The following is a 26082-nucleotide window of genomic DNA, read 5'->3' as shown; positions in this document are numbered from 1 at the left end:
ATTGAAAGCAGGCAAGGGCAGACATGAAGCATTGAGGGAAGCACAATTGGAGATGCTGGCGACATCAAAATACCAGCATCCAAATTATTGGGCTAGCTTTGTTGCTTCTGGGGATTGGACTCCATTTTAATAAATCTCAGAAAGGACTAGATTGAATATCGCTAATGGTATTAAGGGCTTGTGGAATTATTACGCACTAATGGGCGTGCATTACATAGCTGATTGGGAATATCTTTGCGAATCCGATCCAACTCTGGAGACGGTTTTTGCACAGAATAAGCTTGTTGCAACGCATCTGACCACAATTGATTTTCAGCGAAGTAATTGGCTTTAGCAAGAGCGATCGCCTCAGTATCAACTCCTTTTGCTTTGAGTTGATTTTCCAGAGTCTTCAATTCCGAGGTAATGCGATCGCGTTGTTGCGCCTCCATCACCTGAAACGGAACGAACATAGATGAGTTCACTATCCACTCATAAGTTTGACCTGGTTGCAGCGCTTTTCCTGTATAATTTATACTTTGTCTTCCTGTCACAGGTTGACTCCACAAGTCTTGTTCACTCCCTTCTGGACGCACTGCTATTTTTTGTACGGAACCTTGCCAAATAAATAGTGGGCGCTCGCTCCAAACAATTGTAGTTACATCTGATTTTTCTGGGGAAATCATACAAGATACTTGAGTAGGACGAGAACCTCCTGTGCGTGGTTTAATTGGTGGTTTCTTACTAAAGATAATTTCCGAAAATTTCGCCCACGAAAAGCTTTGGCGTGTTGGAGTTTTATTAGTATTAACTGGTTGATTAGACAAAGCAGGTACGCTGATACCTGCAACTGAGAACAAGATGGCAGATACTATCCATTTATTCATTAGTTGCTCTCCTGAAAAAGGCTGATAAAATATATAACCACAAAGTGACAGATGGTAACAACCAAGGTAAAATAATTGCAGTTGATGAAATGTAAATTTGTAAGCTGACTATTCCATAAATTCCTGTCATCACCGTAAAGACAATGAGCAATCTCCAACGATTTGGCTGATTGAAAATTCTTGATAAGTACAAAATTTTTCCCAGCAGTATTGCTAGTCCAACCATCCAAAAATCTGGAATTGGTACAACCAATCTCTGATTTAAGTAATGATGCACCATATACGCATGAGTTTCACCACCAGTAAAGATACTACTTTCATTAACAGGTTCTTCCTGATGTCGCCAATAATCGACAGCCATTGGTAAATTGAAACTATCTTCCTTGTTTTTTAAAATACCAGCTTCCTCATATCCCTCTGGTGCAATAATGACAATTTTATGTTGTAAATTCTGAGAAGCATCTTGATTTTCAAGTAGTTTCCAAGCGGGGATAGAAGTGTATACTTGATTCGGGGGAATAGAAAAATCAATGATTGGGTGGAACCACATTTGCTCGAACCAATAACTCAAAGCTGTCATGAATTGCAAATGCGCTCGCTCTGATGTCAAAATAGTTTTCTTATATTTTTCTTGATGACGGCTAAAATCAGTATTAATCTGTTGGAAGAAGTCTTTCTGACTGTTTAGTTGCGGTTGTGGCGTATCGGTAATTTGCTGCAACTGTAGAGATATAGCTAGTAAACTTGAGAAGTACCAAGGCTCCGAATTAGAATTTGATGGAGATAATAGTTGCATATAATAAGGTAAAATATTCATCTCACCTTGCAAGCTCCAGTTAGAACTAGCAATATCAGGCGATACTTTTAGCCATTCGCCGTTTTCAGCATGATTTATGGCAAAAACAAACAATGTGGGGTTTGATGAAGAATTTACAGCAGCTTGGATAGAGTTGGCAAGAATGCGATCGCTTTCTCTTTGGGGTCGATCTAGGAGATAATCAATACCTACTACCCGCGCTTGCATTGTCTTGAGTTTATCCACTAACTGCGCTAGATACTTGCGATCCATCGGTTTGGGGTTAAAAATTCCTGCCCTTCGGATAGACTCATTATTTATTTGCACCAACAACACTGGTGGACTTGTCACAGGTTCAACTTGTCGTGTAACCTGACGATAGATAGATTGTATCAACACCCGCCTTTCCAATAAATATTGCTGTACAGGGAGTTGTAAACTGATGAATAGTAAGGTGGAGAGTGCGATCGCCTCAGTACGAGTTGGTTGCAAACGTTTGAAAATTGACTTCAGTCCAAATGGTTTGAGGCAAAATAATTCGGCATTAGGATGCCGAAATAAAGAAGGAATGAGATAAGCACCGGGATAAGTGAGATTTTTTTCTGTTTTGAAATACTTACAAGCTATTAACAACGCTTCATGAACATCCTTGTATTCAGCTAAAGCTTGTAAAAATCGTACTAGAAATTCTTCTGCAACACTATTGTGAATAGGTTCTCGCATCACCGCTACTTGACTTAAACCCAAATCAATTAAAGTATTGGCAATACTCAACCCCTTACAAGAATTAAACAGAGCAAATTGCAATCCCTTTTCTATAGCAGTAGTTAGATAAGGCGCTAATTCACTAATTGATAAAGCCACGTTGGGGGCAATAGCGATTTCTCCACCTGTCAAATTAGTTTCATTACTATGACCAGCAAAAAATAAGATATCCCAACCACTTTCTGAAGATAGCGCATTGATAATATCTGTTTTTAATTTTGCAATATCTTTACCAACTTGCCAGATAATAAATTTAACTTGTTCCTTACGAAAATATTTGTATATAGCTGCCTTTCCTAGTTTAAAATCTAAGCCAGTATCATCACCTAAAATTACTAAAACTCTTGCTTGTTTGGCATAACGTTGATTTATTGTTTTCGATGCTTTATGGATATTTATTGGTTGGCGAACAATACGAATTTTTTCGGAAGCAAGGGCAAAGTCTGTGCCAATCTCCCAAGTTTCCCAAGGTAAGCGTGCTAATTCAATAGCATCGCAACTAAGAAAAATATCAACGGTTGACTGCTGACTATTTGCTGTTAACGATAAACCATTAGCAATGACAGCCCGAATCTCATACAATTCCCCACTACGCAACCATTTATGAAATTCAGATAAAAGTTGAGCTTCTGCTTGCACTAATCTAGCGTGCCAATCAATTGGTGGTGCTGATAAACTGCCGATTTCTTCCACCCTTCCTCGAAGTGCTGTGTTATAAAAACTCAGATAAATTCGCTGCCATTCCTGATATAGTGTAGTGAGATTTTTAGGATAGGGAACAGTGACATTAAGGTGCTGTCCACTACCCCAAGACAACTCGAAAAAACAATCTTGTTTAGCTAGCTGAACTTTGAGGAAAAATTTAGTCATTGGTTGTTGTGTGTTGTCAGTTCTTTGTTGGTGGATAGTACCCCATTTTCACAGGTATAGGTTTTTTATAAAAGGGTGAGTAAAGACTCTTATTTGAATGCAGGAATAAGCTTTTTCTCCTTTGTCCCCCTTGTCTCGTTTCAAGCGTTGTTGTAAAAAACCTACACTTATCAGCCTCCACTTTCTCTACGGTTCATTGAAGATTATCTCCTTTATTTGCACGATAGACGTAGTATCTCATCGGTTTGTTAAATTTTCTGACTAAGCAAGATGTCTACCCCACAAAACCATTCCTATTTTGGGCAACGCCCGCCTAAGAGACATTATGTCCACTTAGCTATTTGTCTCCCAGGGTGGTGTCTCTTCTCGTGGAGTTTTACGGTAGCAATTCCAATCTGCGGTATTGTAGCGATTAGTTATAGGTCTTTGTGTTGGTAGATTACCCCTAGACTGCGGGAACCGTAGTCGTTTCCTGCCATACTCATCGACTTCGTAAACACCTACCCAGCCTCTTAATCGACCGCTTGTAAAGTATAAGTAGCCCCTTGAAGGAGCAAAACCGTATTGCCCGCCACCATTTTGTATGGAGTCATAGTTACCCGCACCGTCTAACCAAATTACACCAAGCGGGGTATCTTCAGGAGCACCTCCCCACCCTCCAAGAGTGGGAGCAGCAGAGTAACAGCGATAGGGTGATGGTATGGGAGGTATTCTCAAGGAAGTTGGGAGGTTTTCGGCGTACGTTCGATTAGAGATGAGAATGGGTAATGTAAAGGAAAAGATTATGCAGATATGCTTTGTCCAACGATTCATTGAAAGGTATTATCTCCTTGATTTGTGAGATGAGTATCCTGCTCGTCTGTTGAATTTTCTGGGTAGGCCAAATGCCTACCCCACAAAAGTCATTCCTATTCTGTACAACGCTGCTATGGAGTCATTAATTGTTTTGATTTGGACAAAAATGGGCTCTATCAAGAATGGGATTGAGTTTTGACAAAAAATTGACTCCACTCCTACCTTTTTTATCTACCGAATATTTCGCAAGTAAACCTGCCATCTTACCACTGCTAAAACGCACCGTATAGTCTTCTGGATTAAACACATAATTCCCTGTGCCATGATAGTTGGAAGAATACGTACCTTGACCATCAAGAGTAAATTTTCCCAGTCCGCTAAGCCTAGGTGTACCGAAACCGTGCAAACTATAGCAATCCCCGTAAGTTCCTGCTATTGATGTTTGACTGCCTTGAGTAGTTAACTTTACACCAAAAACTTTCTCAGCAATTCCTATCGCATCCATATCTTGAAAACGTTTATCCGTTCCTATGCTGTCAATCTTTTCCTGCATTGTTTGACGAAACTTATTAACTTCTGTCCCATTGGTTTGTGCATAAACTGGAATAGACGTAAAAGTTAGTGCAGTTAAGGTCATACAAACACTAAAAGATTTCCAGATTGAACAGTTCATATTTTTGACTCCTTCTTGTTTCTTGTTATTTGCATATATATCCCTGCTTTGGGAGGATATGCTTGCATTGTGAGCAAAAATTTCCTTTAACTGTAGGTTGATGAGGAAGAGCGATCGCCCTAGGCACTGCTTTCCCTTGCAATCGCCTACGGCGGATCAGAGGTCATCGCCCTACGCCTGTAAGGCTGTGAGTAAAGAAATCATTTTTTGAGATTTATGTTGATTCCCCAATCAAGGTAAATGCTGCCCAATTTACTGGTTGGGGGTGCTTTCTCATCGTTGTCAACATAGCTGAACGCAAAGCTTTGGCTTTATCAGGATTTTGCTGCCAATTTTCATAAAACTGTTTCATCAATTCTGCTGTTGGCGAATCAGGAACTGACCACAATGAGACAATGACACTAGGCGCACCCGCAGTAAGCAAAGAGCGCGATAATCCAATAACCCCATCACCTGTAATTGTTCCCCTACCAGTGTCACACGCACTGAGAACAACTAACTCTGCGTTGATTTTTAAATCAACAATTTCCGTAGGGGTGAGCAAACCGTCATCTTGTGCGGATGGTGCAAGTGCGATCGCACTTTTTATCCCTTTAGTAGGATCATCGAGTAACCCATGCGTTGCTAGATGAACTATCCTTGCAGAGGATAATTTTGAAGTGAAAACTGCTTTCGTAGCATCTTTGCCAGTGATAGCTTTGGTTTTGAGGAGACTGGCAATTGTAACAGCTTCCGTTTCTGCACCTAGTAGTGAATCTAATTGCACAGGGGGAATCCCCACTTTTGGCATTGTGGGATTACCCATAACTAATACATCCTTTACATCCTTGGTTGTCAGCTTTTGGCGCTGTTTACGTGTCAGTTCTAATGCCTGAATCGCTGGTGCAGTCAAGATAGTATGTTTTTCAATTAGGTATTTGTCGTTTTTGTCTTGCAGTGCGGCGAAAGGAACCAAAAACACAGATTCATGAGGAATGAAAATGACACGTTCATCTGGATTAACGGGGAGAAGTGATGCAACGGGTTCAATTAGAACCTGATACAGTGTTTGTAAATTTTGTTTTTGAATAGGTTGACCCGTAGATTCCACTTTGATACCACGTCCTCCTGCACCAAGAGACACACGGCTATTTTTTACGAGTTCTGCAAGTGATGATATCTTAAAAAGCTTTAAATCTACCTGCTTAAAGGCAATTTCACCCGTAGGTTTAACTACCCAAATATAGAGATCAGAACCATCCCATACGAGCTTGTCATTATTATTTTCATCATCGTATTTAGGAGGTTTTGGAACCGAATATTCTACAATTGTGGCGTTTTGTTCTTTAGCAATTCTCTGAATATCTTGAAGTTTTGATGGTGATACCTTCGCATTTTCAGCATTTGATTTACTATTGCTTTTTGTTGAAAGTTGTAAGGCTAATAAATTGATAAATGCTCTCGCTCTACCGCGTTCAGCAACTTCTAAGGCTTCTTTGTATTTCTTCTGAGAAATTAAAGTTTTTTGCAACAGACTATAGGTATTAGCCTGTGTTTCAAAAATAGTGACTTGACTCGGATTTGGTAAATCAACCCGCATTGAATCAAAAACATCAACTGCTCGATATAAAGCAGTAGTGGCTTCGGGTAGCTTATTGGCAATAAAGCCAGTTATGCCAATCTGTTTAAAGATATTTGCTTCTTGTAATTTGTCTCCACTTTGTTGAGCAAATTCTCCAGCTTGTTTGTAGTAAGTTATTGCCTGCTCGTATTTTTTCTGTTTTTCATAGAATTGCCCGTAATTAGAAAAAATGAGTGACTTAAAATGAGGAGTATCAACAGTTTTGCTGGTTTCTATAGCTTTTTTAAAATTTTCTTCAGCGAGCTTATATTCTCCTAAGTTAGTATAAGCATCACCAACCTGAGCAAAAGCAAGGGCTATCAAATCTGGTTGATTGAGTACTCGTGCTTGTTCTAAACTCTCTTGCGCCTCTTTTAAATCTTTTTGCGCCTTTTCTAATTCTGCGGAAGATTTAGAAGATTTATTTTTTGGAGATAAACTTTTTGGCAAAGCAGATTTTTCGGAAGTAGCCTTAGCATCCTTAACAACTTGACAAGCCTTGTTTCCTTCTGCATATTGTCCCAGAAATTTGTATGCTAAACACATCCGCACATAACTCAACTGAATTCCTTGCTTAATTTGTGTCTCTTGGAACTGCTTACTAGGATTAGTAATTTTTTTGGCTTGGTTGATAGCTAATTCAAATGTATTTAATGCTTGTTTGTATGACTCTAGTGCTTTATCATACTTACCCGTATCAGAGTAAACATTACCAATATTTGCTAGGAGCCATCCTTGTTGTGTATCCTGCTCGAGCTTGTTTAGCGGAGAATAAGGGACTTCTGTCTTGATAATTTCAAGAGCTTGTTGATAAGATGTCAATCCTTGCTCTCTTTTACCCCATCTGACATATACATCACCTAACTTGGCGTATGTTTCTCGTACTTTAGACCGAGAATTTTTACCAGTTTGGAAAATCGGTAAAGCTTGTTTGAGAGTTTCTACAGCTTTGGAGTACTGATTTTGGATATAGTATATGTCTCCAAGCCCCGAAAGAGCTTTTCCCTGTCTGCGGCGATCGCCTATTTGTTTAGCAATTGTTAAAGCTTGTTGATAATCCTGAAATGCCTTATTCAACAATTCATGACCAGTTTCATCCTTGTTGTTAATTTTAGCGAAACCAAGCCCATACAAAAAACTGCCACGAGCATCAAGAAGACTAATTTCCAGTCTCCGTTGGCGCAGTTTGTCCTCTGGAGAACCGTTAGCTTGGCGTACAGCAACCAAGGCTTGTCCCAGAAAATCAATTGCTTTGAGCATATCAGTTTGCAAATAGATTGCACCTAGACTTTTGAGTGCAAGCGCCTCTGTTTCATAGTTTTTGCTTTGTCGCGCCATTGCTAAAGCTTTCTCGCAGTATTCAGTTGCGCGCTGAGTATTTCCCAAACGCAAGTAAACAAGTCCCAAATTGCTTGTCACCCTTGCTTCTAAATCACTGTCATTGATAGCTTGAGCAATTTCTAAAGCTTGTTGAAAGTAGGTAATCGCTTGCTTGGAATCACCCAAATCATCGTAAGCACTACCAATACCCTTGAGCGCCCTACCTTCTCCAGGGCGGTTTTTGATTTGACGGTAAATTGTCAAAGCTTGCTGGAAAGCCTTTAACGCAGATTGAGATTGATAGCTATCATATAGTTCCTCGCCTTGTTTGACCAGTTTATCTGCTTGAGTTTTTCGAGCATCTGGGCTTTGTGCCAACACTTGTGACGTTCTAAATGGCTCTAGTTCCCATGCATTCAGGGGAAATGTTAGGTAAAGCACCAAAGAAATAAGGCTCACAGATTGCAGACGGTAGAGCATTGGCAAGTCCTCGAGTGTTGGTTGAGTCAAGTGATTGCAAGGGAGCGCAGTGCTATGCAGGGCCATGGCACAGAGTGCCTGCCTTACGGCGATCGCTCAATAGTCTATATATCTCAGAACAACAGAGGTTATGCAAAAATTTGGATGATTTTTATCTTTAGTTCCAGATTTTGCCTAAAAATGACTATAAGACGGTCTTTTTGAGGATAAAGATGACACAATTTCCCCATGACTAATTTGCCTGCATACTATACTGCGGGCGCGTTCTCCAAGCTTTCGCATCTCTCACATAAGGAGAACATATGCAAAAATTTTGGTGGTGGTAAACTTTACGCTAAGACGTAAAGTTTTTTTAAGCACCTTTGTGTCTACCTACCCTTTAGAAAGCCCCTACCCTATGGAAATGGCTAACAACGAGTGCGTCTAAGGCGTAGGTAATTATCCGTTGCAAAATATGTAACCAACTCAGCCTAAACCGCTCGCCCCAGATAAAATACAAATGGTGGTAAAGTCAGCTCAACGCCATCCATTAAACTGACACTGACAAGAAACTTCTCATCCCAACTGCCAACAACACGAGTAAACAAATAAGAATCACCACTTTCTGCTTTGACTGTCTGTTCTACTAAAATACCTGTTTGGTCACTCACCCGGAGCTTCAAATTGTTAGGTAAAGTTTCAGGTAAAGATGTACCTAAAATTAGCAACAAACTCCATAAATGGGGGTCTGTTTCGGATACTAAATGCCAAGTCACAGCATATAACCTTAGAGAAATTCCAGCTAACAGCAAATCGTTGAAGGCTGCACGCGCCTGCAAGGGAATTTCTAAACCTTTTTGCTGAAGTTGTGATATGATCACCTCAAATTCTTCTGTAGGGCTTCGCATTGCCGTAACTGGTGCGAATCTCGGCAGTAATGCCCAAGAAAATTCCTGTGCTAATTCATCCAGTTCATCCCACAACCAACGCCCAACATTTACCGCAGGCTGGGTCAATAATTTGATTAAATCTGTTAAATGCTTAGCTGGTAATTGTTTTTGTGTTTGAGACGTGTACACCCAGTTGAGTAATTCAGGACTGGTGAGAACCGCTGTTGCTTGTTCCCAAGTTAAAACCTGCCAGAGTTCTCGTTCAGGTGCTTGCAACTGGGGTAACAATGCTGTTAATTCACTTTGCATCCTGGAAAGGGTGGAAGTCCGTTCTTGTGGCACATCAGGTAAAGCAATAGCCTCTGGTTCTAGACAACGCAAATATAGCAACAAGCGGTCTGGGTCATCAATAAACCAAGTTAATGGTAGCTGATATGTCCAATCTTCCTCGGGTGCTAAATTAGCATTTGCCAATCTTTCTGTTAGTTCCTGATAGGATAAAAAGCCATAAACAACAGCGGATTCTTGTTCTTCTAAAACTTCCACTAATACATAAAAGTGGGGAACAAATTCTGGTAAATCTACGACAGGTCTAGGTAAGGTGACTTCTTCATCCGTGAGGCTACCAGTGGCAATTAGGCACAGTTTGAATTTACCCACTTGTAAATTGGCAACGGCGGCGATCGCATTCGCAATTGCTGGCTTGAATATGGTACATTGTTCCCGATTAATGGTGAGCGAATCTGCTCGTTCTTCTAGCCATTTCTCAAAAGCGAAAAGAGCCAAAGCATGAAGATAAGTCTGCCACTGTCTGCTTTCATGAGGAATTTGGCGTCCTAGTTCTACCGCCTGATGGATTTCATTTGGTGAGAGGGTTATTGCTTCTGTTGGCAAGACCTCAAGGTCAAGCCACATTTGGTGTGTATTACTTGATAAATTATTCATAGTTACTGATTTCTAGCATCGAGGTAGCGGCAGAGCCTTTCAGCAAAAAGATTGTTTGTTAAACTACTGTTTGCTGTATGAGATAGTGTTTCTGCCTCTTGTATAATTAGGGAAATTTGTTCATCTAGGGCAACCGTAATCTGCTGTTCTAGAGTTTGGAGACGTTCTGGATGAGAGTAGTCTTTTGCAACATCAAGGACACGCTCATGCAGCATCACCAAAAGCTGTTGTCGAACATCAGCACGAAACTCCTTAAGTTTAAGCAAGCGAGTGACTGCGTCCTGGGCGCGTAGTCCTAAGCGCTTGGCAATTTCTGCCATTGACAAGTTTTGACAATGAAATAACTGGAGTGCTGTCAAAAAGTTTTGTGCTTTTTCGCCATTCTTAGATTGTAGTTTTTTTACTCGTGACTGAGTCACCAAACCCAAAGCTTGCTCTAAACAAACAAGAAACTGCTCACGATAGAACTGTAAAAACTCTGCTTGCTCATCTTCATTTTCTAAAGTGTTGGCACTAGGTGATGGTATATCCTTAATCAATAAATTATACTCAGAACCAGCAACAGCATCCAGGGATTCTGTGGGTAGGGAACCACCCCGGATGTAAATCCGGTACTGTCGCAGTTGAGAAGCGAGTTTTTGGAGTTGTGTCATCACAGTGTCACTCTTGAGTGTCTGACTAGTTTCACCTTTGAGGAGAGTGGCAATTTGTTGCAGTTGTTGAGTCGTTGGTGTGGTACATTTTCCCCTAACTCCCGTAGAGCGTTGTTGTAGCCGTTCTGCCCGATAAACAGTGTGGTAACTTTCCAAAAGCCGTTTAGCTTGTTGAATTTCTCCAGGTGTTAACGAGTGAAATTCTGTTAAAATTCGCTCTAGCTGTTTAGGTCGAGTATCGTTAAGGATTGCCCAGTCACTTACAAGGTAAACTCCGCACTCCAACAAAAATCGATTAAGTCCTGGATGCTGTTTTACCCTTGTAGTTGTCCAGGTTGTGAGACTGCTTTGTTCTGGGTTAAACGAGCGCAAAATTTCCCTAGAAAACGATTGATAGGAAGTTGCTGGTTGTAATTTGCCTTCGTCATTTAGGACATAAGGCAGTAAATCAACGCACCGGAAACCATGAGCAATCCCAAACTTTGCTTCTAGTTGCAAGCAAGCTTGCTCAATTTGCCAGGATATGAAGCAGAGTAGACAACGTTCTGCGAGTAAGCATCTGTCTGTAGAAACATCATGACAAAAACGCAGTAATTCGCGCTGAACGTCTGTATCTACTACATCACTTTCATCCGAGAACTTACCAAAGACATCAGCGAAAAATACTTTAGCTGGGGCGATGTCCTGGATTTTGCGTACTCCCGTAGCGTCTATTCTAATCAGTTTCCAGTATCTTGATGCAACACTCATAGTTATTTTAGTTAATGATTATGTGTTAATGAAATAACTTATACCTCCTTTTGGCAGTATCTCATTCAATGACAGTTTAGTCTGCTCATCAATTCTTATCTCCAGATTGGCTGACCTTATGCAATTTAGCTTAAACAGGCAGAAGCTAGACTGTTGACTCTGAGGGTTTTGAGGTGATAATTTCTCACGCAAAATCTATGCCTCAACGCATAAGAATGAAAGCCTTATTAAATGAGGGTTTCGTCCAAGAATTGACAGCATAAAACCTGGATGAAAAATTTTCGGCTAATTGCCCACAAAATCAACACCCTAGGCAGAAGCCCCATGTCTCACCCGTTCGCGGAGCTGCCCGTAAGCCTAACGACACCGCAGGCTCAGCGCTTAGCAGAAATGCCCTACCGCGAGGTTGGGAAGCCCGCACCAAATCAATAGATTATGGTGCGGGAGATGTCACGCCTTAGCTTTTTCTTTCCTTGACTTAGAGGAAAGGAATTTGAAGCGGACATGCTTGCCCGTTTCAATTTCTGCAATCGCGCTCACATCACGACCTTCTTTGTGTGCCATAAGAATTTGTTTGGTAAAGGGGCGATACTCAATGCGTACCTCCCGGAATTCCTCTGGGAAGCATGGATCTAGTGGGTCGAGCTTCAGCACAACCTTGGGTGGATTGTTCTGAAAACTGATTTCCCTCTCTATTCCTGAGTTGCGCTCACTGAGAATACCTTTCTCATAAAGATGCAGCAGATAGGATTTTATTGATTCAAGCTGATTTTGTTGGCGCTGAATGACTGTGGTGTGCAACTCGGTGATCGCCTCCAGACGGCTCTGCCATACATCTATGTCCAGTTTCAACTGATCAGCAACGTAGGCGATCGCATCAATTTTGCGCTCTGTCGCACCTTGCACTTGGAAGAGTTGTTCTAGAAGCTGCTCCACGAAACTTTGCTCATCTCCAGCTTCTTCTAGTTGTTCCCAAAGTCTGGCAGCTTCCAAAGAAAGTTCTTGAAGGGTGAGGTAATTGATGTTTTGTTCGATATTTGTTGTCATATTTTTGGTACAAACAACTGATTGCCTGCCTGTGGTTTGGCAGGCATTTATTTAGTAAACGCTGTATGCTAGATGTAAGTAGTAGGAACGCTCGAAGGCTTCATGAGCACGCAGTTCCAATTCACAGTCTTCGGCAGGATTATGCGTGAGAGTGTGAGCGTTTGGATTATGTGTTGAATTTTGAAGTTGTGGATTTTTTGTAAGTGTTGTGCTTGGATTGGGGGAGATTTTTTTCATAGATTTTGTATTTTAGTGACTCTCCCCTCAAAGGGCGCGTAGCGCATTTTTTTACAAATAAATATTTTTCTAAAAAAAGCGATTTTGACGGGGACGAAAATTGATAAAAGAGTCGTTTAATCATCTAATATCAACCCTCATCGTTAAATTGTATTTTTTTATACATTATATTTACTAAATTTTAGGCGAACTGAGCGCACTCAGTAGTAACAGTGACCACGGCACTTTAATATCGGGTATAAGCCACGAGTGCTTTCTCAATCCAGGTAATGCAAACGGTACTAGAAAGCGCAGAGAACGAAGCGATACACGACGTTCTCCGTCCTTATCTACAATGCCATATTGTCGAGCCAGTTCCGCAACAATCTGCACACGTCCTGTACGACGCATCACATTTGGTGAGCCAGCAAGCTGAGCAATAACCCGTCCTGTTAATAAGGGAGTTTCCCAGTTGTAGCGATCGCTGAACAACGAATAATTCTTTGGCGTTGCATTTTTTTCGTCCATCTGGGTAGCCATACTGCTAATGTGCTCAGTACCAACAATACCTGGCCAAATTGAAACAGAAGCAACGTTATGCGGTTTTAACTCAACAGCCATATCAGCTGCTAATCTATCACACCCTGCTTTGCCAGCACCGTATGCTGTACCAAAAATGTAGGACATACCACCCCATGAGGAAATAGTACAAATTAGTCCAGAGCGGCGTTTGGTCATCATCCCAGCTGCAAAAACACTTGCAACATAGTGACTACTCAGACCAACGTTGTTGCAAGCGTCCCAGAGACTCGGTTCACAATCCCAAAAAGGTTTTCCATAAGCGTCTCTTAATGCTTTGACTCCTGAGTAAGCATTATTTACCAGTAAGTCAAGGCGTCCATTCTGCTCGTCTTGGATGCGCTCAAAGAGCAAACGCACTTGTTCCGAGTCGCTGTGGTCTACCTGAACAGGAATGCATACACCACCGACTTCCTCAACTGCTGATTGGGTTTCAGCAAGACTACCTGAAACTTCATTACTGGAATCAGAATGGTTGAGGCTGCGTCCTGTAACGTACACAGTCGCACCTGCTTCACCAAGTCCAATTGCAATTCCCTTACCAATACCCCGTGTAGCACCTGTGACTAATGTTACTTTACCCTCAAGGTGTTTCATTATGACTTGTTTGTAATTATTGTTCTGTCATTAGGACTATATTTTTCAACTTAACATTAAAATAATCAGTATAAAAGATTAAATTAATAGCTGCACTTACATTCGGCGTTGTTTACTGTGAAATAAGAATTAGTCAGATGTCTAGAAATAGTTCAAAGAAATCTAAGGGGGAAAATCTCAAAAAACGACATAGGTTTTTTCTAAACCCCTACTCTGATTGTGCGTTCACCAAATGTCCCAAATGTGAGACAAAAACAAAAATTCGCAAATTCCCCTTGGTAATTCATATCGAGCCAAAACAGCTTTTTTTATTAAATAAGCAGTGTAAATATTGTCCCAGCTGTGACTTGATTATTGCCAGAAAGCAGGAAATCGAATCATTTATGGCTTTTGGAATTCGCCAATCAAATCCCGAAATCATTGGTAATAACTATTTGGTAATGGGAACGGTTGATAGAAAAGATTGGAAAGAAGGTAGCCAAGATTCACTTTCTCCATCAGAAATAATAGAGCGCATGTATGTTTTTAAAGATGTATGGAATTTTAAAGTCATTCCAGCAGGGTGGTATCCTGCCGAAGAGAAATAACAAGCAGCGATGTTGTTAGGTGGGTTTACATTAAAGCTTACTTAGATACTATTAATCAGGGCTTCAATGAAGATGAATGGAAAGTGACTTGTATACGAGAGTGCTCCTAATGATCCAACGCAAAACCCTGTAGAAGACATTTGGTTGTATGCTAAAAATTTTGTGAGAGAGTTTTCTCCTGATTGCAAATCTTTTTCTCATATCAAACGATTCTTTGAATTGGTTACTCACCATCAAATATTTGATTTTCCCGCTTATGTTTATGTATGACCCGCTTTTTTTACAACTCCTGCACGGATTGCTATAGTTAATGTAATCACTCTTCCTCAGCAAGGAGCGCTTGCAGTTCTGCCAACAAAGATTTTAACTTCTCCTGTTTGTCAGGGTTATCCCACACCTTGGATTGTTTGACTTTTTTGTATGTCTTTTCCAGAAGCTTTTGCAGTTCCCCGCTCTGGGATGGTGGCTGTAAAGATTTGACCTGCTCTCGGATTTGGTTTAATGATAAAGAATGCTCTATAGCAACTTCCAAAAGTTCTATCCTGTCAGAATCTGACGAAACCTTATCTATCTCTCTAGCTTTGGTATATTCAATTTGCCCAGAACCCAAAGCATCCAAAATGTCACTATGAAGGTTGAGTAGAGGTAGCCTATGTACCCTAAACGCCTCTGGGGTCATCTTGCCAATGCTTTTAAACACTTCTTCAACTATCTGTTGCTCTTCTGGGCGGACATCGTTGTCCGCCAAACCTCGTTTGACTTTCGCTATTTTGTTCAATAGCGAGATGGCCCCTTCCCTATCAGTTTCCAATCTCAAAGCCAATAAATCTAAAATTCCTTCTGTCTCCTCCACCGGGTTTAGGTCTTCACGCTGTAAATTCTCAGTAAGTGCATACTGTACTGCTTGAGAATCTGACATCTCCCGGATAGTTACGGGTACTTCGGTAAAAGATGCTTCTTTTGCCGCCCTGTATCTTCTCTCACCTGCCACCAATTCATACTTATCTCCCACTGGCCGTACCAAAAGGGGCATTAGGATGCCGTCGCGCTTGACCGACTCCACCAGAGATTGCATTGCCTTTAAGTCAAAATAGCGACGCGGTTGAGTTTCAGGTATGACAATCTTGTCTAATGGCAACGTGGAAGAAACCTTTAAGGCAGCAGAATCTTCTTTCTCGTCCAAAGAGACACTGGTAGTAGTAGCTACATCCTGTGAATCTTCTTTTTTCGCTTTAGCAATGTTTTTCGTTCTAGTAACATTTTTAGGGTTGCTTGTTTTTGTAGTCGTTCGTTGGGTAGTTGGTCTGGGACTCACGTTGAAAATCTCTCTTTTGGGTACTATCTGGTACTAGGTGCAATAGTTTTGATTATTCTTAATGCATAATGCCAATGGGCTTGCATAGCTTATGATTGCTGTTCTATTCGCTCAAAGTTCTATCTAAATTAAATGAATTACACAAGCAATAACACATGCATTGGATAAGAATTGCACTCACTACTGAGAATGATAGGTTATATCGCTCTAATTTCATAATATATAGATAGTGTCACGCATCGCATTCTTATTATTGCAATAAATACAAGCCACTGCTTTCACAATGAAGTGAGTTTCGCTCTTGCTCTAAATAAGGCGTAAAAGTGCTGTCTGTGTGGCAAAACACCCTCAACAATTCTTGTAAGCTTTTAGCTAATTGGTGAAGAAATATCGTTTTACTACCCTTTTGATTTAAGTAGTTTTTCCAGAAAAATTTTGATTCCGGGAATAAACATTATAGGTATGACACAATAATAAGTAGTCGTCACGAATTGGAGGCAAAAAAATAATGGAATTACTACCCATCCCTTACTCGGAGCCTGATATAGTTCATGCTGAAGTCATCGACACAAAGAGCGAGGGTGGCAGGTATGGTGCAGATACTTTCAAAGATTACTACTTCCCCAACCGACAGAGAATCAGGTCCGCGCACCAACTTATTGATATGTGGCTGGAATCGCAGCGCATCAAATCTGAACAAACCGAGCGCTCATACCGCCAGGTCGCCTATGAATTGTTACAGTGGTTGGAGGAACGTTACAACCTTCCAGATTTACGCTTGTGTACCCTAGGTCACCTGCAATTTTTCCTCTTCTACCTCAAAGATTCTAAACCCCATTTATATAAAGGCAAAGACGGACAGTATCACCCCAAACTCGATAAAAACAACAACCCTAAAATCGGATTGGGTAAGAATGCGATCGCTAAATATGTTTGTGCTATTCGTTCCTTGTGGAAGTTCGGCTGCAAGCAATCTATTGGTTACTTCCCCTTGAATATTGCTGAAGAATTAGCCGTTAATTGGGATGACAAAACCGCCGAACGGGTACTTTCAGAACGCAAAGTTTACAAGCTGGATGATACTGCTAAAGAACTAAGCCAGCGCCATTGGGTGCTTTTTACTCTGCTTTATTACTCAGGTTGCCGTGTTGGGGAAATAGGTAGAGTGACCACCAAAAACCCCAGAACGGGTAAAACCGAAATTCTCAACCCAGGTCTGTACTGGCGTCAGTTGCGGGAAGAGACCAACTCAGATGGCGACACCGAACTAGTTTTAACGATTACTGGCAAGCGCAATAAAACCAGGACTATCGTCCTTGATGCCGAAACTAGCGAGGCATTACTCGCAATACGAGGCGAAAAGAGCGATGATGAGCCTGTTTTCCCGTCTAAGAGTCATCGGGATAAGGGACAACCGCTAAGCGATCGCGGCATTAGGTTAATGATGCAGGAGATTGCCAATAAAGCGGAAATCAAATTCTCCCCTCACTGGCTGCGTCACACTCATGCTACCCACGCCAAAAAGAAAGGCGCTAGCGACTTCGACATAATGGCGCAATTAGGGCACACTTCATCAACAATGACCAGCCGCTATGTCAAACTATCTGGCAAACAAGGGACTAGTCACGTTTTACGGAATTGACGCTCCTGTAGTCACTTCATATATCACACAAGTAGCGTTCCCGTTGCTTGCAGTTTCAATGTTTTAGATTTATTGGAAAATTCTTTGGCTTCTTCCCGGTTGCAAGAGCTTCCAGAAGCTGTCAGACAGCAGCTTAGTGATGCAGCAGCACAGGATGTAGCCGAGTTAACACCACGCAAAGGTTTACAAATAAAAATACTCACACCACATTTACGCTGAGATTTTCTCAAGGGAAACTTGGTGCATAATTTGTTCTTTCACGGAAGGGGATGTGAGAAAGACGCAAAAAGTCAGCGACCATGCAAGTTGGACGTATTAATTCAGTACGACGACAACCGCAAGCGTGGTTAAGAAGAAATGACGAATTTATTGGCAGATATGATTGGGTGATTAGATGTTCTAGCAGCATACGGCAAATTGCTTATTTTATAGGATGATACAGACCATCGTCTTGGCGATACTCCCAACCTATACTCCTGGGGTCGCGGTTTCTTGTCCAGCTGATAAATTCTTTGGTGGTGAGTTTTTCTAGTTCGGCTGAGAGGGTTGACGGTGTTACACCCAGTCGCTGCGCTAAGTTTTGGGGAGGGAATGGTTGCACTTCGACGAATTGCTGCTGGTATGGGAATGATTGTCTTCGAGTAGGAGTGTTGTTGCCCAATCTCCCATAAGCAAGCGCCCGTTCCAGTTGTTCCAGCCTCTGGGTAACTGCTTCTAGCTTTGTTTCCAAGTCGCTTCTAGTAGCAAGACGCGATTCCAGTTTTTCCACTCTCTTCTCTAGCTGCAAAACTAATTTACTGTCGGCTGCAATATCGATATCACTGTTGCTATCAATAATTGATATCAAATCCTGCAAACCTTGCAGCACCGCAGCTGTATGCCCAGAGCGGTGCAGATGGGACAGTTCGCGAACAGCTGGAATGAGCGCTGTTGGCACCCGAATCATCTGGCTCTTTGGGGTCAAATTATTGTTGTCGGACTTCTTTTTTGGCATTGTGATATCATCTATGATATCTGGTTGCTATCAATAGTGATAATAGCAACAATTATGCCTGAAGTCACCATTAACCTAACCGGAGAGTGACAAAAAGTGGAGGAGATCCAAAGGTAGCCTGTTCGCGCTCCACTAATTCTTCGCTTGCTCCACAGGCACTTCATGGGAGCAACTGATTGCGTGAAAGAAGTTAGTTATACGACAAAACTGACCTGGCTTCGACATTTCCACTTTGATTTATTTAAAGCTGCTTCCAAGGTCATAGCGCTCCAGTCTTGTCAGTCAATTTTAGCTTGATGGTAACCTGATTGCTTCTGCTAGTGACGACGGCACAGTGAAACTTTGGAGTCTGAACTTAGATGCTCTCATAGATCAGGGTTGTACTTTGCTGCATGATTACCTTAGCACCACCCTAGAGTGATTGAAAGCGATCGCTGCGAAGGCGGACACACCGTGAACTGGACGCTATCAGATACACCAGTGCGAGATAAGGAAAGTTTTTTGATAGTTGCATCAATGTTAAAATCCTTGGAAGTAACGACTACATCCAGAGACAGGATTTCTTGTTCATTCCATACTTGAGCTAAAGCTTTATCTGGGAATGGGGTTGGTTCGCTATCTATTCCTTGTGGTTCTGGGCTGATGTTTATAAATAAGGGACTTCCAAAGTGCGATTCGTTGATGACCGAACGCTATAAGTAATAAGTCATCCAGGGAATATCCCCCTGAACTCTCTCTTGATGGAGGTGCAAGTCCTCCCGCCTAAAGTTCAGGCTGACTCAAAACCTACCCGAGCGTGACTGGACTCGGAATTCCAAGGGCTGAAGCTGGGGATAGGAGTGCGACCTGAAACGGTCGGTTAAAAGCTAGAGCCGTCTCTAGCTTTGGGATTCAGACCCCAAACCTCTATGAAAACATCCCTCACGCGGATGGGCGCAGTACCTAGTAGGTAACGAAAGGAAAATATGCAGCGCAAGTCAAAGCAGCAGCAATACTTGTACAACTTGCCCTAATATGTTCATCTTTCAGGGCAGCCAACTTTTGTGGTGAACGCTCACCAGAAATGATGGCATTGATAATTGCCATACCTGTAGTGCCTGTAATGTCACTAATCACCCGATGCAGTTGTACGTTCATTTCAGTCAGAGCTTTTTGCATCCTTTGTACGTGGACACAAGCACTTTTAATCAAGTTGTCCCGTTGCCGGATGTAACTCCGGAGAACACAAAGAAAGGTCATCGCAGACGTTATGAACCTGCTAACAAGCCATAAGTGTGTAACTGTTGCAACCACTGGCAATCAAGTACGTCAGTTTTGCGACCTGGTACAGTTTTAACATAATGAGCATTAACGAGTCTGACCTCAAACCCTTTGCTTTCCAGAATTTGGAACACAGGTATCCAGTAAACTCCTGTTGATTCCATTGCCACAGTTTCAATACGGCACTGCTTTAGCCAGTCTGCCATTGCATACAACTCAGCAGTAAAACAGCCAAAACTACGTACCTGACTTTTCCCGTTAAGTCTCTCTAGCAAGCTGCCAACCCTCACTCTTATCATGCAATTTTAACCAGCCCCGCCACAGTACCTGGATACCAATAGGAGTTTTATGTCGATGTTCTAAGTAACCCCCTAAACGAGCGATTGCCTTCGGCACTGCCCCTTGGGCAATCGCAACCAAGCGCCCAACTAATTGTTAATATCTTGGGTAGTTTGGGTGATTTAGCGCTCATTATGCGAAGTTGAAGGGGATTGAGGACAACAATTGCGTCGGCGGTTGGCTGGGTACGGTGTACATTAGGTAATCTGCACTCATCTCAACAGCAATCACACTTAAGAAACCAATTAAGGTTTTCATCCCATCAGCAGCAAGTCTGTATCTTTCTACCTGACACCCCGACTTGAAAATTTTATGATACTCTTCTACACGCCAACGGTAAGAATACCAACGTAAAATCGTAGAAGCCGTCTGGATATCTGCGACAACTTCCGTGGTGAGCAACATCCACTTCTTCTGGCGTTTCACCCTCTGGGCAATCAACTTCGGTCGCATAAACAGCAGATACGAGTAGAGGGTCACGGTTGTCAAAGCGGTAAGGAGTACGAAGATTAACGGGACAAAATCTTACAGCTAACTTGGCTTTGCGGGCAGAACGCTTGCTAGTCTGAGGTAGTTCAATTTCCTGTTCAAAACTGATAGATTGCGTTTCCAGCTTTGACCAAAGACGTTCACTATCGGAATCTAAGCTTCGGTTATGTGCCGCACGAGCTAGGACTCCCGTGTACTGAAGTTGACGAACTTTATCAAAAACTTCTGTGATATCACCTTCTCGGTCGAAAACATGAACCACTCGCGTGTGCTTGCTGACAAGTTTTTCTACACTGGTGAGTGCTTCTTCAAGAGTTAGGGCAAATTGATATTGGTGAAGGAACCCTAGTTGCTACAAATGAAAGAGTTGCACAAGCGATCGAAACACCAGTTGAGCAATTGGGGAATTGGGTGAAAACTGAGCAACCAAACGTCCATGTTGATGAAACACCGTGGGCGGTTAAAGGAGTTAAAGAGTGGTTGTGGGTAGTTGGCAACAAAGCTTTTTGTTTGTTTCATGCCGCTGATACACGTTCGCGGGCTGAACTCGAATCAATGCTTGGAACTGAGTATCGTGGTGTTCTCAGCAGTGATGATTTTAGCGTCTATAACGGATATCCTGCGGTTGCACAACAGAAGTGTTTAGCCCACATGCTTCGACATTTCAAGAGTTTGATTAAATCACCAGGTGTAATTCGTGTCCACCAGTATGCGGTGGTTGCAAAGGGGGGATGCAGACGCAGAGGCATTGGGTTGTTCCCAAGGCGGGTTTAGTTACAAATTTGTCTTGTCTGTCTTGCCACGTTCAATATTCTGAGCTTCGGGAGAGCGATCACCCGTATGTGCTGGAGCCTGAACTCCGTTCAGGCTCCCCCCAAGCTCGGCTTGGCTGCACCCCGTGCAGAGTCAGGCACAAGGCGCGCGAAGCTATCGCCACCTCTGTCTTTTCCTGGAGAACGCGAATTACCACGACCATCTTGAAGGTCAGTTGAATTTGCGACAACTGGCTCTTCAACAACATTAGTATCATTAATAGTATCACCTGATACTTCGCTTTCCGAAGCTTTTTTAGCTTCTTTATTTTCCATATTCGATATTGCACTCAAATTTTGTAACAATTAATTACTCTGGCAGAATCATAACATTAAAACAGTGAACAGTGAACAGTGACCAGTGACGCCAGCGGGCTGGTGGGGGATTTAAACCCGCCACCAACGCTTTCGGTCCAATTGGTGGGGGACTTAAACCCAACGATAAAACTGATAACTGGTAACTGATAACTGATAACTGGTAACTGTTAAATTCATTTCTCTACTGCTCCAAGGGCTATCAATGTGTTTCTTTGAGATGTTGTTAAACCAATTGCGTTTTTAATATTCATACATTCATAGGGTCTATCGATTCTCATCGTTTTTAGGCATTCACCTGTTTTAATATCCCAAAGCTTTATGGTTTCGTCTTCGCTACTACTAACTAACATTGGAGCATTAGGGCTAAACGCAACTGATCGTACTGCTTTGTAGTGTCCTTGAAATGTTTTGAGACTCGCACCTGTACTGACATCCCATAGTTTCACGGTTTGGTCGTCACTGCCACTGGCTAAAGTCTTGCCATCTGGGCTAAAGACGATTGTTCTGACTCGATATGTATGACCTTGAAACGTTTGTAGGCATTGCCCTGTAGAAACATCCCACAGCTTAATCGTTTGGTCTCCACTGGCACTAGCAAGGATGTCTGCACAGGGACTGAATACAACAGATAAAACCCAATCATTATGTCCTTGAAGCGTTTGCAGACAAATTCCCGTACTCACATCCCAAAGCTTGACAGTGTTATCATCGCTGCCACTCGCCAGTATAGTACCTTGAGCACTGAAAGCAATTGTTATTACTCTATGAATATGTCCTTCTAAGGTGTGCAGACATTCTCCCGTATGCCAATCCCAAAGCTTTACCGTTTGGTCACGACTGCCACTTGCCAGAATTCGTCCATCTGGGCTGAAAGTGACTGAATGTACCCAACTACTGTGTCCAAAAAGTGTTTTTAAGCACTTACTCGTACTTACATCCCAAAGCTTTACGGTTGTGTCATCACTACCACTTGCAAGGATCTGGCTTTTTTCCTGCTTCTCAGTCTCTTCATATGAGGTTATGCATTTGCCTACTTTAGGAACATCTGTGTTTTGGGGAGCAAAAGTGACTGATGAGACCAAGTTAGTGTGCCCCTGTAAGGTTCGCAAGCATTTTCCTGTCTGAACATCCCATAATCTCACCGTTTGGTCTTCGCTACTACTCGCCAGCACTTGACCATCTGGACTAAAAGCGACAGATAATACCCAATTACTGTATCCTTCTAGTGTTCTCAAGCATTTTCCAGTATGAATATCCCACAGCTTCATCGTTTGGTTTTCACTTGCGCTCACCAAAGTTTGACCATCTGGATTAAAGGTAACCAACCAAACGCGATCATTATGTTCATGCAAAGTTTGCAGACATTCTCCTGTCAGAACATCCCATAGCTTAACTGTTTTATCCTCGCTCCCCGTTGCCAGTGTTTTGCCATCTGGACCGAAAGCAACTGCCCACACATAACTGCTGTAGTTTGGTAAGGTTCTAATGCACTCACCACTGGCTAAATCCCAGAATTTTACTGTTGTGCCATCACTTGCGGTTACTAATGTCTGTCCGTCTGGGCTCAGAGCAATAGATAGCACCCAATTGATATGAGTTGTTAGAATTCCCAGGCATTGCCCCGTGTCAACATCCCACACTCTAACAGTTTGGTCTTCACAAGCACTAACCAAAGTTTGTCCATTTGGACTGAAGGTAACAAAAATAACCCGACTGGTATGCCCTTGCAAAATTTTCAGGCATTGTCCGGTGTAGATATGCCACAACCTCACCGTTTGGTCATTGCTGCCACTTGCTAAAATTTGTCCATCTGGACTAAAGGCAAGAGATTGCACCCAACTAGTATGACCTTGTAAAGTTTTGAGGCATTGTCCAGTGTGGACATGCCACAACCTCATCGTTTGGTCGTTGCTGCCACTTGCTAAAATTTGTCCATCTGGACTAAAGGCAAGAGATCGCACCCAAGCAGTATGACCATTGCAAGTAATAATTTGTTTGATGTTTGCAACTTCCCACAAACAAATCTCATTATCAATGCCTGTTGCCAGCAGCTTTCCGTCTGGACTAAAGGTTGCTGATGAAATACCTCCCAGGGTTCGAGTAAAAGCAGACTTGCTCAGATCCGAGTTAGCGAAGTTTACCCGATACAAATTCATGCCTTGTAAGTAAGCTTGCCAAACAGTTAAGTTGGAAAAATCATAGCCACTAAGAACCACATGAAGCTGCCAGAGTAAATTGAGAATATTACCAGCTGCATATCCTGGTTTTCGGAGGACAAACGACCTCAGTTTTGACAAAAGTTGATTCAAGTAGTTTTGAACATTTTCTTGATTGCCAAAAAGGTTTAGTAGTTTCTCTGCAACAGGCTGGAGGATAAGCCGAATTTGTGCATTTCTTACGTAATCTTTTGCTTGAGCTTTGATGAATGCACAACTATCAAATAGTGATATTTCTCCAGTCTGAATCTCTTGGCAAATCTGTTCGATTAATCGGTCAATGAGATACTCCATCACCACTGGTTGTTGGGTAAAATTTCCAGCATTCTTTTCAATGAGTGAGCGCAATTGTAGAGATTCTAACGTTTCTAACAATTCTCGTAGTGAGATAGCAGGAATAATGTCACCTTGTAACTCTGTGAAGGATACCCATTCTCGATTAATCGTCAGCCAGTACATCACTTGTTGTTCTAAAGTTGACAACCGATTAAACTGCTGGGCTAGTAAATCTGAAATATCTCCAAATACAATGGTGCCTTGTTGTAAGAACTGAGCAGTATTGCCGTCAAATAAGTCCGCAATAGTAGTTGCGACAATCTTCAATGCCAAAGGATTGCCTGAATAATACTCCACCAGCGCTCGACATTGGTCTTCTGATACAGAAAAGCCTTTTTCTGCCAGAATTGTCTGACCTTCTGCTTGTGTTAAGCCAGACAACCTCAGCGAACGAATAGGAGAGTTTTTACCTTCTTTGATGTTAATTCCTCTAGGTTTCTCTCGGCTAGTCAACACTAGACAACTCTGATGGTTAGTCTCTCCCAAGCATCTTAGAAGTTGCCCATATCCTTCATATCCTTGTCGATATGCTCCTGCACGTTCGTCAGTACATAAAATTGACTCAACATTGTCTAGCACTAACAAACAGTGTGAAGAACGCAGATATTCCATTAATCGAGAGATTTTACCGTCTAAGGTTTCTGGCAGAACAGTTTCCTGCTGTTTGGAAAAAAAGCTAATAAGATCGGTCAAAAGCTCTTGAACTGGTGGAGCATTACGGAGACTGCGCCAAATCAAGTACTCAAATCGGTCTTGCAGAAGCTGTGCTAGCTTCACAGACAAAGCAGTTTTACCAATCCCACCCATGCCGATTAAAGTGATGAGTCGGCAATGGTCGTTAATAATCCATTGCCTTAATGTAGCGAGTTCTTCCGTGCGCCCGTAGAAAACTGAGACATCGATCGCCTCTCCCCAGTCCTGGCGTTTGCTAGTACTTCTTTTCTGAGCATCTTTATTTATAGCATTGGAGGGAACCTCAAAATTCAGATCGGCGATTTCTCTCCAGTCCAGTGCCAATCTCTGACAGAGTTCTTCAAACGTCGCATGGTCAACAGGTTTACCAGTCAGGAAGTTGCTGACTGTGGCTAAAGCCAGTCCTACATCCTCAGCCAAAGCTTTTTGGCTGGCAAAGCCGTTACGTCTGATTGCCAGTTTCACTTTCCCAATGTATTCCTGACGAACTTTGAGCGACCTGGGCATGGCTTATCCGGCAAAAACCATACTAATTATAAACTGCAAAAGTCAGTCGAAACCAGAAACAAGTCAGTATCTCTCATGTAGGAACTTAGTAAGCAATAAAGTTTGATGAATTTATAAGGTAAGCAAACAAGCTAAACATTATGTTCAACAAAACTCAACTTCTCAAAGGAGAAAATAGCTGATTGGTACATTTTATACACCTATTCAACAAGAAAGTTCACTTGTCAACCTGTATGTATCTACGTACTCTACCTTTTTAATTTTATGAGCGCTAAATCTTTTCCTGTTAACACGAGTCAGGCCAAAAAGTTAAAATACTAAACCCAAGGGAAGTTTGCACCAGATCAGAATAGTCCCTAAATTCTGAATCCGCTCTAGCATTTTTACTCCAACTAAATCATCTTTAGCACCCTCACTTGTTACAAATATCCAACCGGACTTTGTACCTATCTCGGTGGCCTCTGCAATAGTCAAGATGCTAGAAGAGATAGGAGTGCAATATGCATTTGGTGTCTCCGGGCGTGTGGGATGCACACCCCTGTGGCATGCTCTGCAACATAGCTCTATTCAAGTGCTTCACTTTCGTCATGAAGCGGGAGCAGCTTTTGCAGCTACTGAAGCATACTTTGCTAGTGATTCCCCGATAGTGGTGTTTGCTACAACAGGTCCAGGCATCACCAATGCTTTGACAGGTTTATTTGCTGCCCGCTGGGAGGGTGCAAAGGTAATTTTTTTGTCAGCTTCTACCTCAGC

General features: G+C 42.1%; 19 protein-coding genes and 3 pseudogenes. 6 read left to right on the top strand and 16 right to left on the bottom strand.

Annotation, left to right across the window (positions count from 1 at the left end; all coding sequences use genetic code 11):
* Position 1 precedes the first annotated feature (1 nt).
* Positions 2-130 (top strand): CHAT domain-containing protein, encoded by a 129-nt coding sequence (locus V5G28_RS10450; protein WP_336230342.1) that lies wholly within the window; start codon positions 2-4, stop codon positions 128-130.
* Between the two features lie 40 nt (positions 131-170).
* Here the strand turns inward: V5G28_RS10450 and V5G28_RS10445 are convergent, their stop codons facing one another.
* The 10 genes from V5G28_RS10445 to V5G28_RS10400 form a co-directional block, all read right to left on the bottom strand.
* On the bottom strand, positions 171-866 hold the full coding sequence (locus tag V5G28_RS10445) for a hypothetical protein (RefSeq protein WP_336230340.1): 696 nt from the start codon (positions 864-866) through the stop codon (positions 171-173).
* The gene (locus V5G28_RS10440; RefSeq protein WP_336230338.1) at positions 859-3297 is read right to left on the bottom strand and encodes a CHASE2 domain-containing protein; all 2439 of its coding nucleotides are present in this window, start codon (positions 3295-3297) and stop codon (positions 859-861) included. The genes V5G28_RS10445 and V5G28_RS10440 overlap by 8 nt, the downstream gene beginning before the upstream one ends.
* Positions 3298-3630: 333 nt before the next feature.
* Complete coding sequence (locus V5G28_RS10435) at positions 3631-4110, bottom strand: hypothetical protein (protein WP_336230336.1); 480 nt, start codon at positions 4108-4110, stop codon at positions 3631-3633.
* Positions 4111-4234: 124 nt separating this feature from the next.
* Positions 4235-4765, bottom strand: coding sequence for a hypothetical protein (locus V5G28_RS10430; RefSeq protein ID WP_336230334.1), 531 nt, complete (start codon positions 4763-4765; stop codon positions 4235-4237).
* Positions 4766-4979: 214 nt separating this feature from the next.
* The gene (locus V5G28_RS10425) at positions 4980-8165 is read right to left on the bottom strand and encodes a CHAT domain-containing protein (RefSeq protein ID WP_336230332.1); all 3186 of its coding nucleotides are present in this window, start codon (positions 8163-8165) and stop codon (positions 4980-4982) included.
* 470 nt (positions 8166-8635) lie between these two features.
* Entirely contained in the window at positions 8636-9979 is a 1344-nt protein-coding gene (locus V5G28_RS10420; protein ID WP_336230329.1) for a DUF1822 family protein, read from the bottom strand.
* Between the two features lie 2 nt (positions 9980-9981).
* Positions 9982-11382 carry a hypothetical protein gene (locus V5G28_RS10415; protein WP_336230328.1) on the bottom strand — a complete coding sequence of 467 codons (1401 nt, stop codon included), beginning with the start codon at positions 11380-11382 and terminating at the stop codon, positions 9982-9984.
* A 450-nt stretch (positions 11383-11832) separates the two neighbouring features.
* Positions 11833-12429 (bottom strand): siphovirus Gp157 family protein, encoded by a 597-nt coding sequence (locus V5G28_RS10410; RefSeq protein WP_336230326.1) that lies wholly within the window; start codon positions 12427-12429, stop codon positions 11833-11835.
* A 51-nt stretch (positions 12430-12480) separates the two neighbouring features.
* Entirely contained in the window at positions 12481-12666 is a 186-nt protein-coding gene (locus V5G28_RS10405) for a hypothetical protein (protein WP_336230324.1), read from the bottom strand.
* A gap of 174 nt (positions 12667-12840) precedes the next feature.
* On the bottom strand, positions 12841-13821 hold the full coding sequence (locus tag V5G28_RS10400) for an SDR family NAD(P)-dependent oxidoreductase (protein ID WP_336230322.1): 981 nt from the start codon (positions 13819-13821) through the stop codon (positions 12841-12843).
* Between the two features lie 137 nt (positions 13822-13958).
* Between V5G28_RS10400 and V5G28_RS10395 the strand changes: the two genes are divergently transcribed.
* Positions 13959-14408, top strand: a complete 450-nt coding sequence (locus tag V5G28_RS10395; RefSeq protein ID WP_336230320.1) for a hypothetical protein — start codon at positions 13959-13961, stop codon at positions 14406-14408.
* Positions 14409-14724: 316 nt separating this feature from the next.
* Here the strand turns inward: V5G28_RS10395 and V5G28_RS10390 are convergent, their stop codons facing one another.
* Complete coding sequence (locus tag V5G28_RS10390) at positions 14725-15723, bottom strand: ParB/RepB/Spo0J family partition protein (RefSeq protein ID WP_336230318.1); 999 nt, start codon at positions 15721-15723, stop codon at positions 14725-14727.
* Positions 15724-16231: 508 nt separating this feature from the next.
* Here V5G28_RS10390 and V5G28_RS10385 point away from each other — a divergent pair.
* Entirely contained in the window at positions 16232-17365 is a 1134-nt protein-coding gene (locus V5G28_RS10385; protein WP_336230316.1) for a tyrosine-type recombinase/integrase, read from the top strand.
* 72 nt (positions 17366-17437) lie between these two features.
* Entirely contained in the window at positions 17438-17584 is a 147-nt protein-coding gene (locus V5G28_RS10380; protein ID WP_336230314.1) for a hypothetical protein, read from the top strand.
* Between the two features lie 202 nt (positions 17585-17786).
* Here the strand turns inward: V5G28_RS10380 and V5G28_RS10375 are convergent, their stop codons facing one another.
* The 3 genes and pseudogenes from V5G28_RS10375 to V5G28_RS10365 all read right to left on the bottom strand — a co-directional run.
* Positions 17787-18359, bottom strand: a complete 573-nt coding sequence (locus tag V5G28_RS10375; RefSeq protein ID WP_336230312.1) for a hypothetical protein — start codon at positions 18357-18359, stop codon at positions 17787-17789.
* Positions 18360-19334: 975 nt separating this feature from the next.
* Positions 19335-19873, bottom strand: a pseudogene (locus V5G28_RS10370) (IS110 family transposase); the annotation flags it as partial.
* Between the two features lie 4 nt (positions 19874-19877).
* Positions 19878-20754 (bottom strand): annotated as a pseudogene (locus V5G28_RS10365) (IS4 family transposase); the annotation flags it as partial.
* Between V5G28_RS10365 and V5G28_RS10360 the strand changes: the two are divergent.
* A pseudogene (locus V5G28_RS10360) lies at positions 20751-21140 on the top strand (IS66 family transposase); the annotation flags it as partial. The pseudogenes V5G28_RS10365 and V5G28_RS10360 overlap by 4 nt on opposite strands.
* Before the next feature lie 170 nt (positions 21141-21310).
* Here the strand turns inward: V5G28_RS10360 and V5G28_RS10355 are convergent.
* Positions 21311-21535 (bottom strand): hypothetical protein, encoded by a 225-nt coding sequence (locus V5G28_RS10355; RefSeq protein ID WP_336230310.1) that lies wholly within the window; start codon positions 21533-21535, stop codon positions 21311-21313.
* Positions 21536-21750: 215 nt separating this feature from the next.
* Positions 21751-25329, bottom strand: coding sequence for an NACHT and WD40 repeat domain-containing protein (locus V5G28_RS10350; RefSeq protein WP_336230308.1), 3579 nt, complete (start codon positions 25327-25329; stop codon positions 21751-21753).
* Between the two features lie 427 nt (positions 25330-25756).
* Between V5G28_RS10350 and V5G28_RS10345 the strand changes: the two genes are divergently transcribed.
* Positions 25757-26082 (top strand): thiamine pyrophosphate-binding protein (locus tag V5G28_RS10345; RefSeq protein ID WP_442994242.1); only part of this gene is annotated, 326 nt, incomplete at its 3' end.

Source organism: Scytonema sp. PRP1, from assembly GCF_036697665.2.
Taxonomy (GTDB): domain Bacteria; phylum Cyanobacteriota; class Cyanobacteriia; order Cyanobacteriales; family Nostocaceae; genus Kalymmatonema; species Kalymmatonema gypsitolerans.
This window is presented reverse-complemented; position numbering and strand designations above follow the sequence as displayed.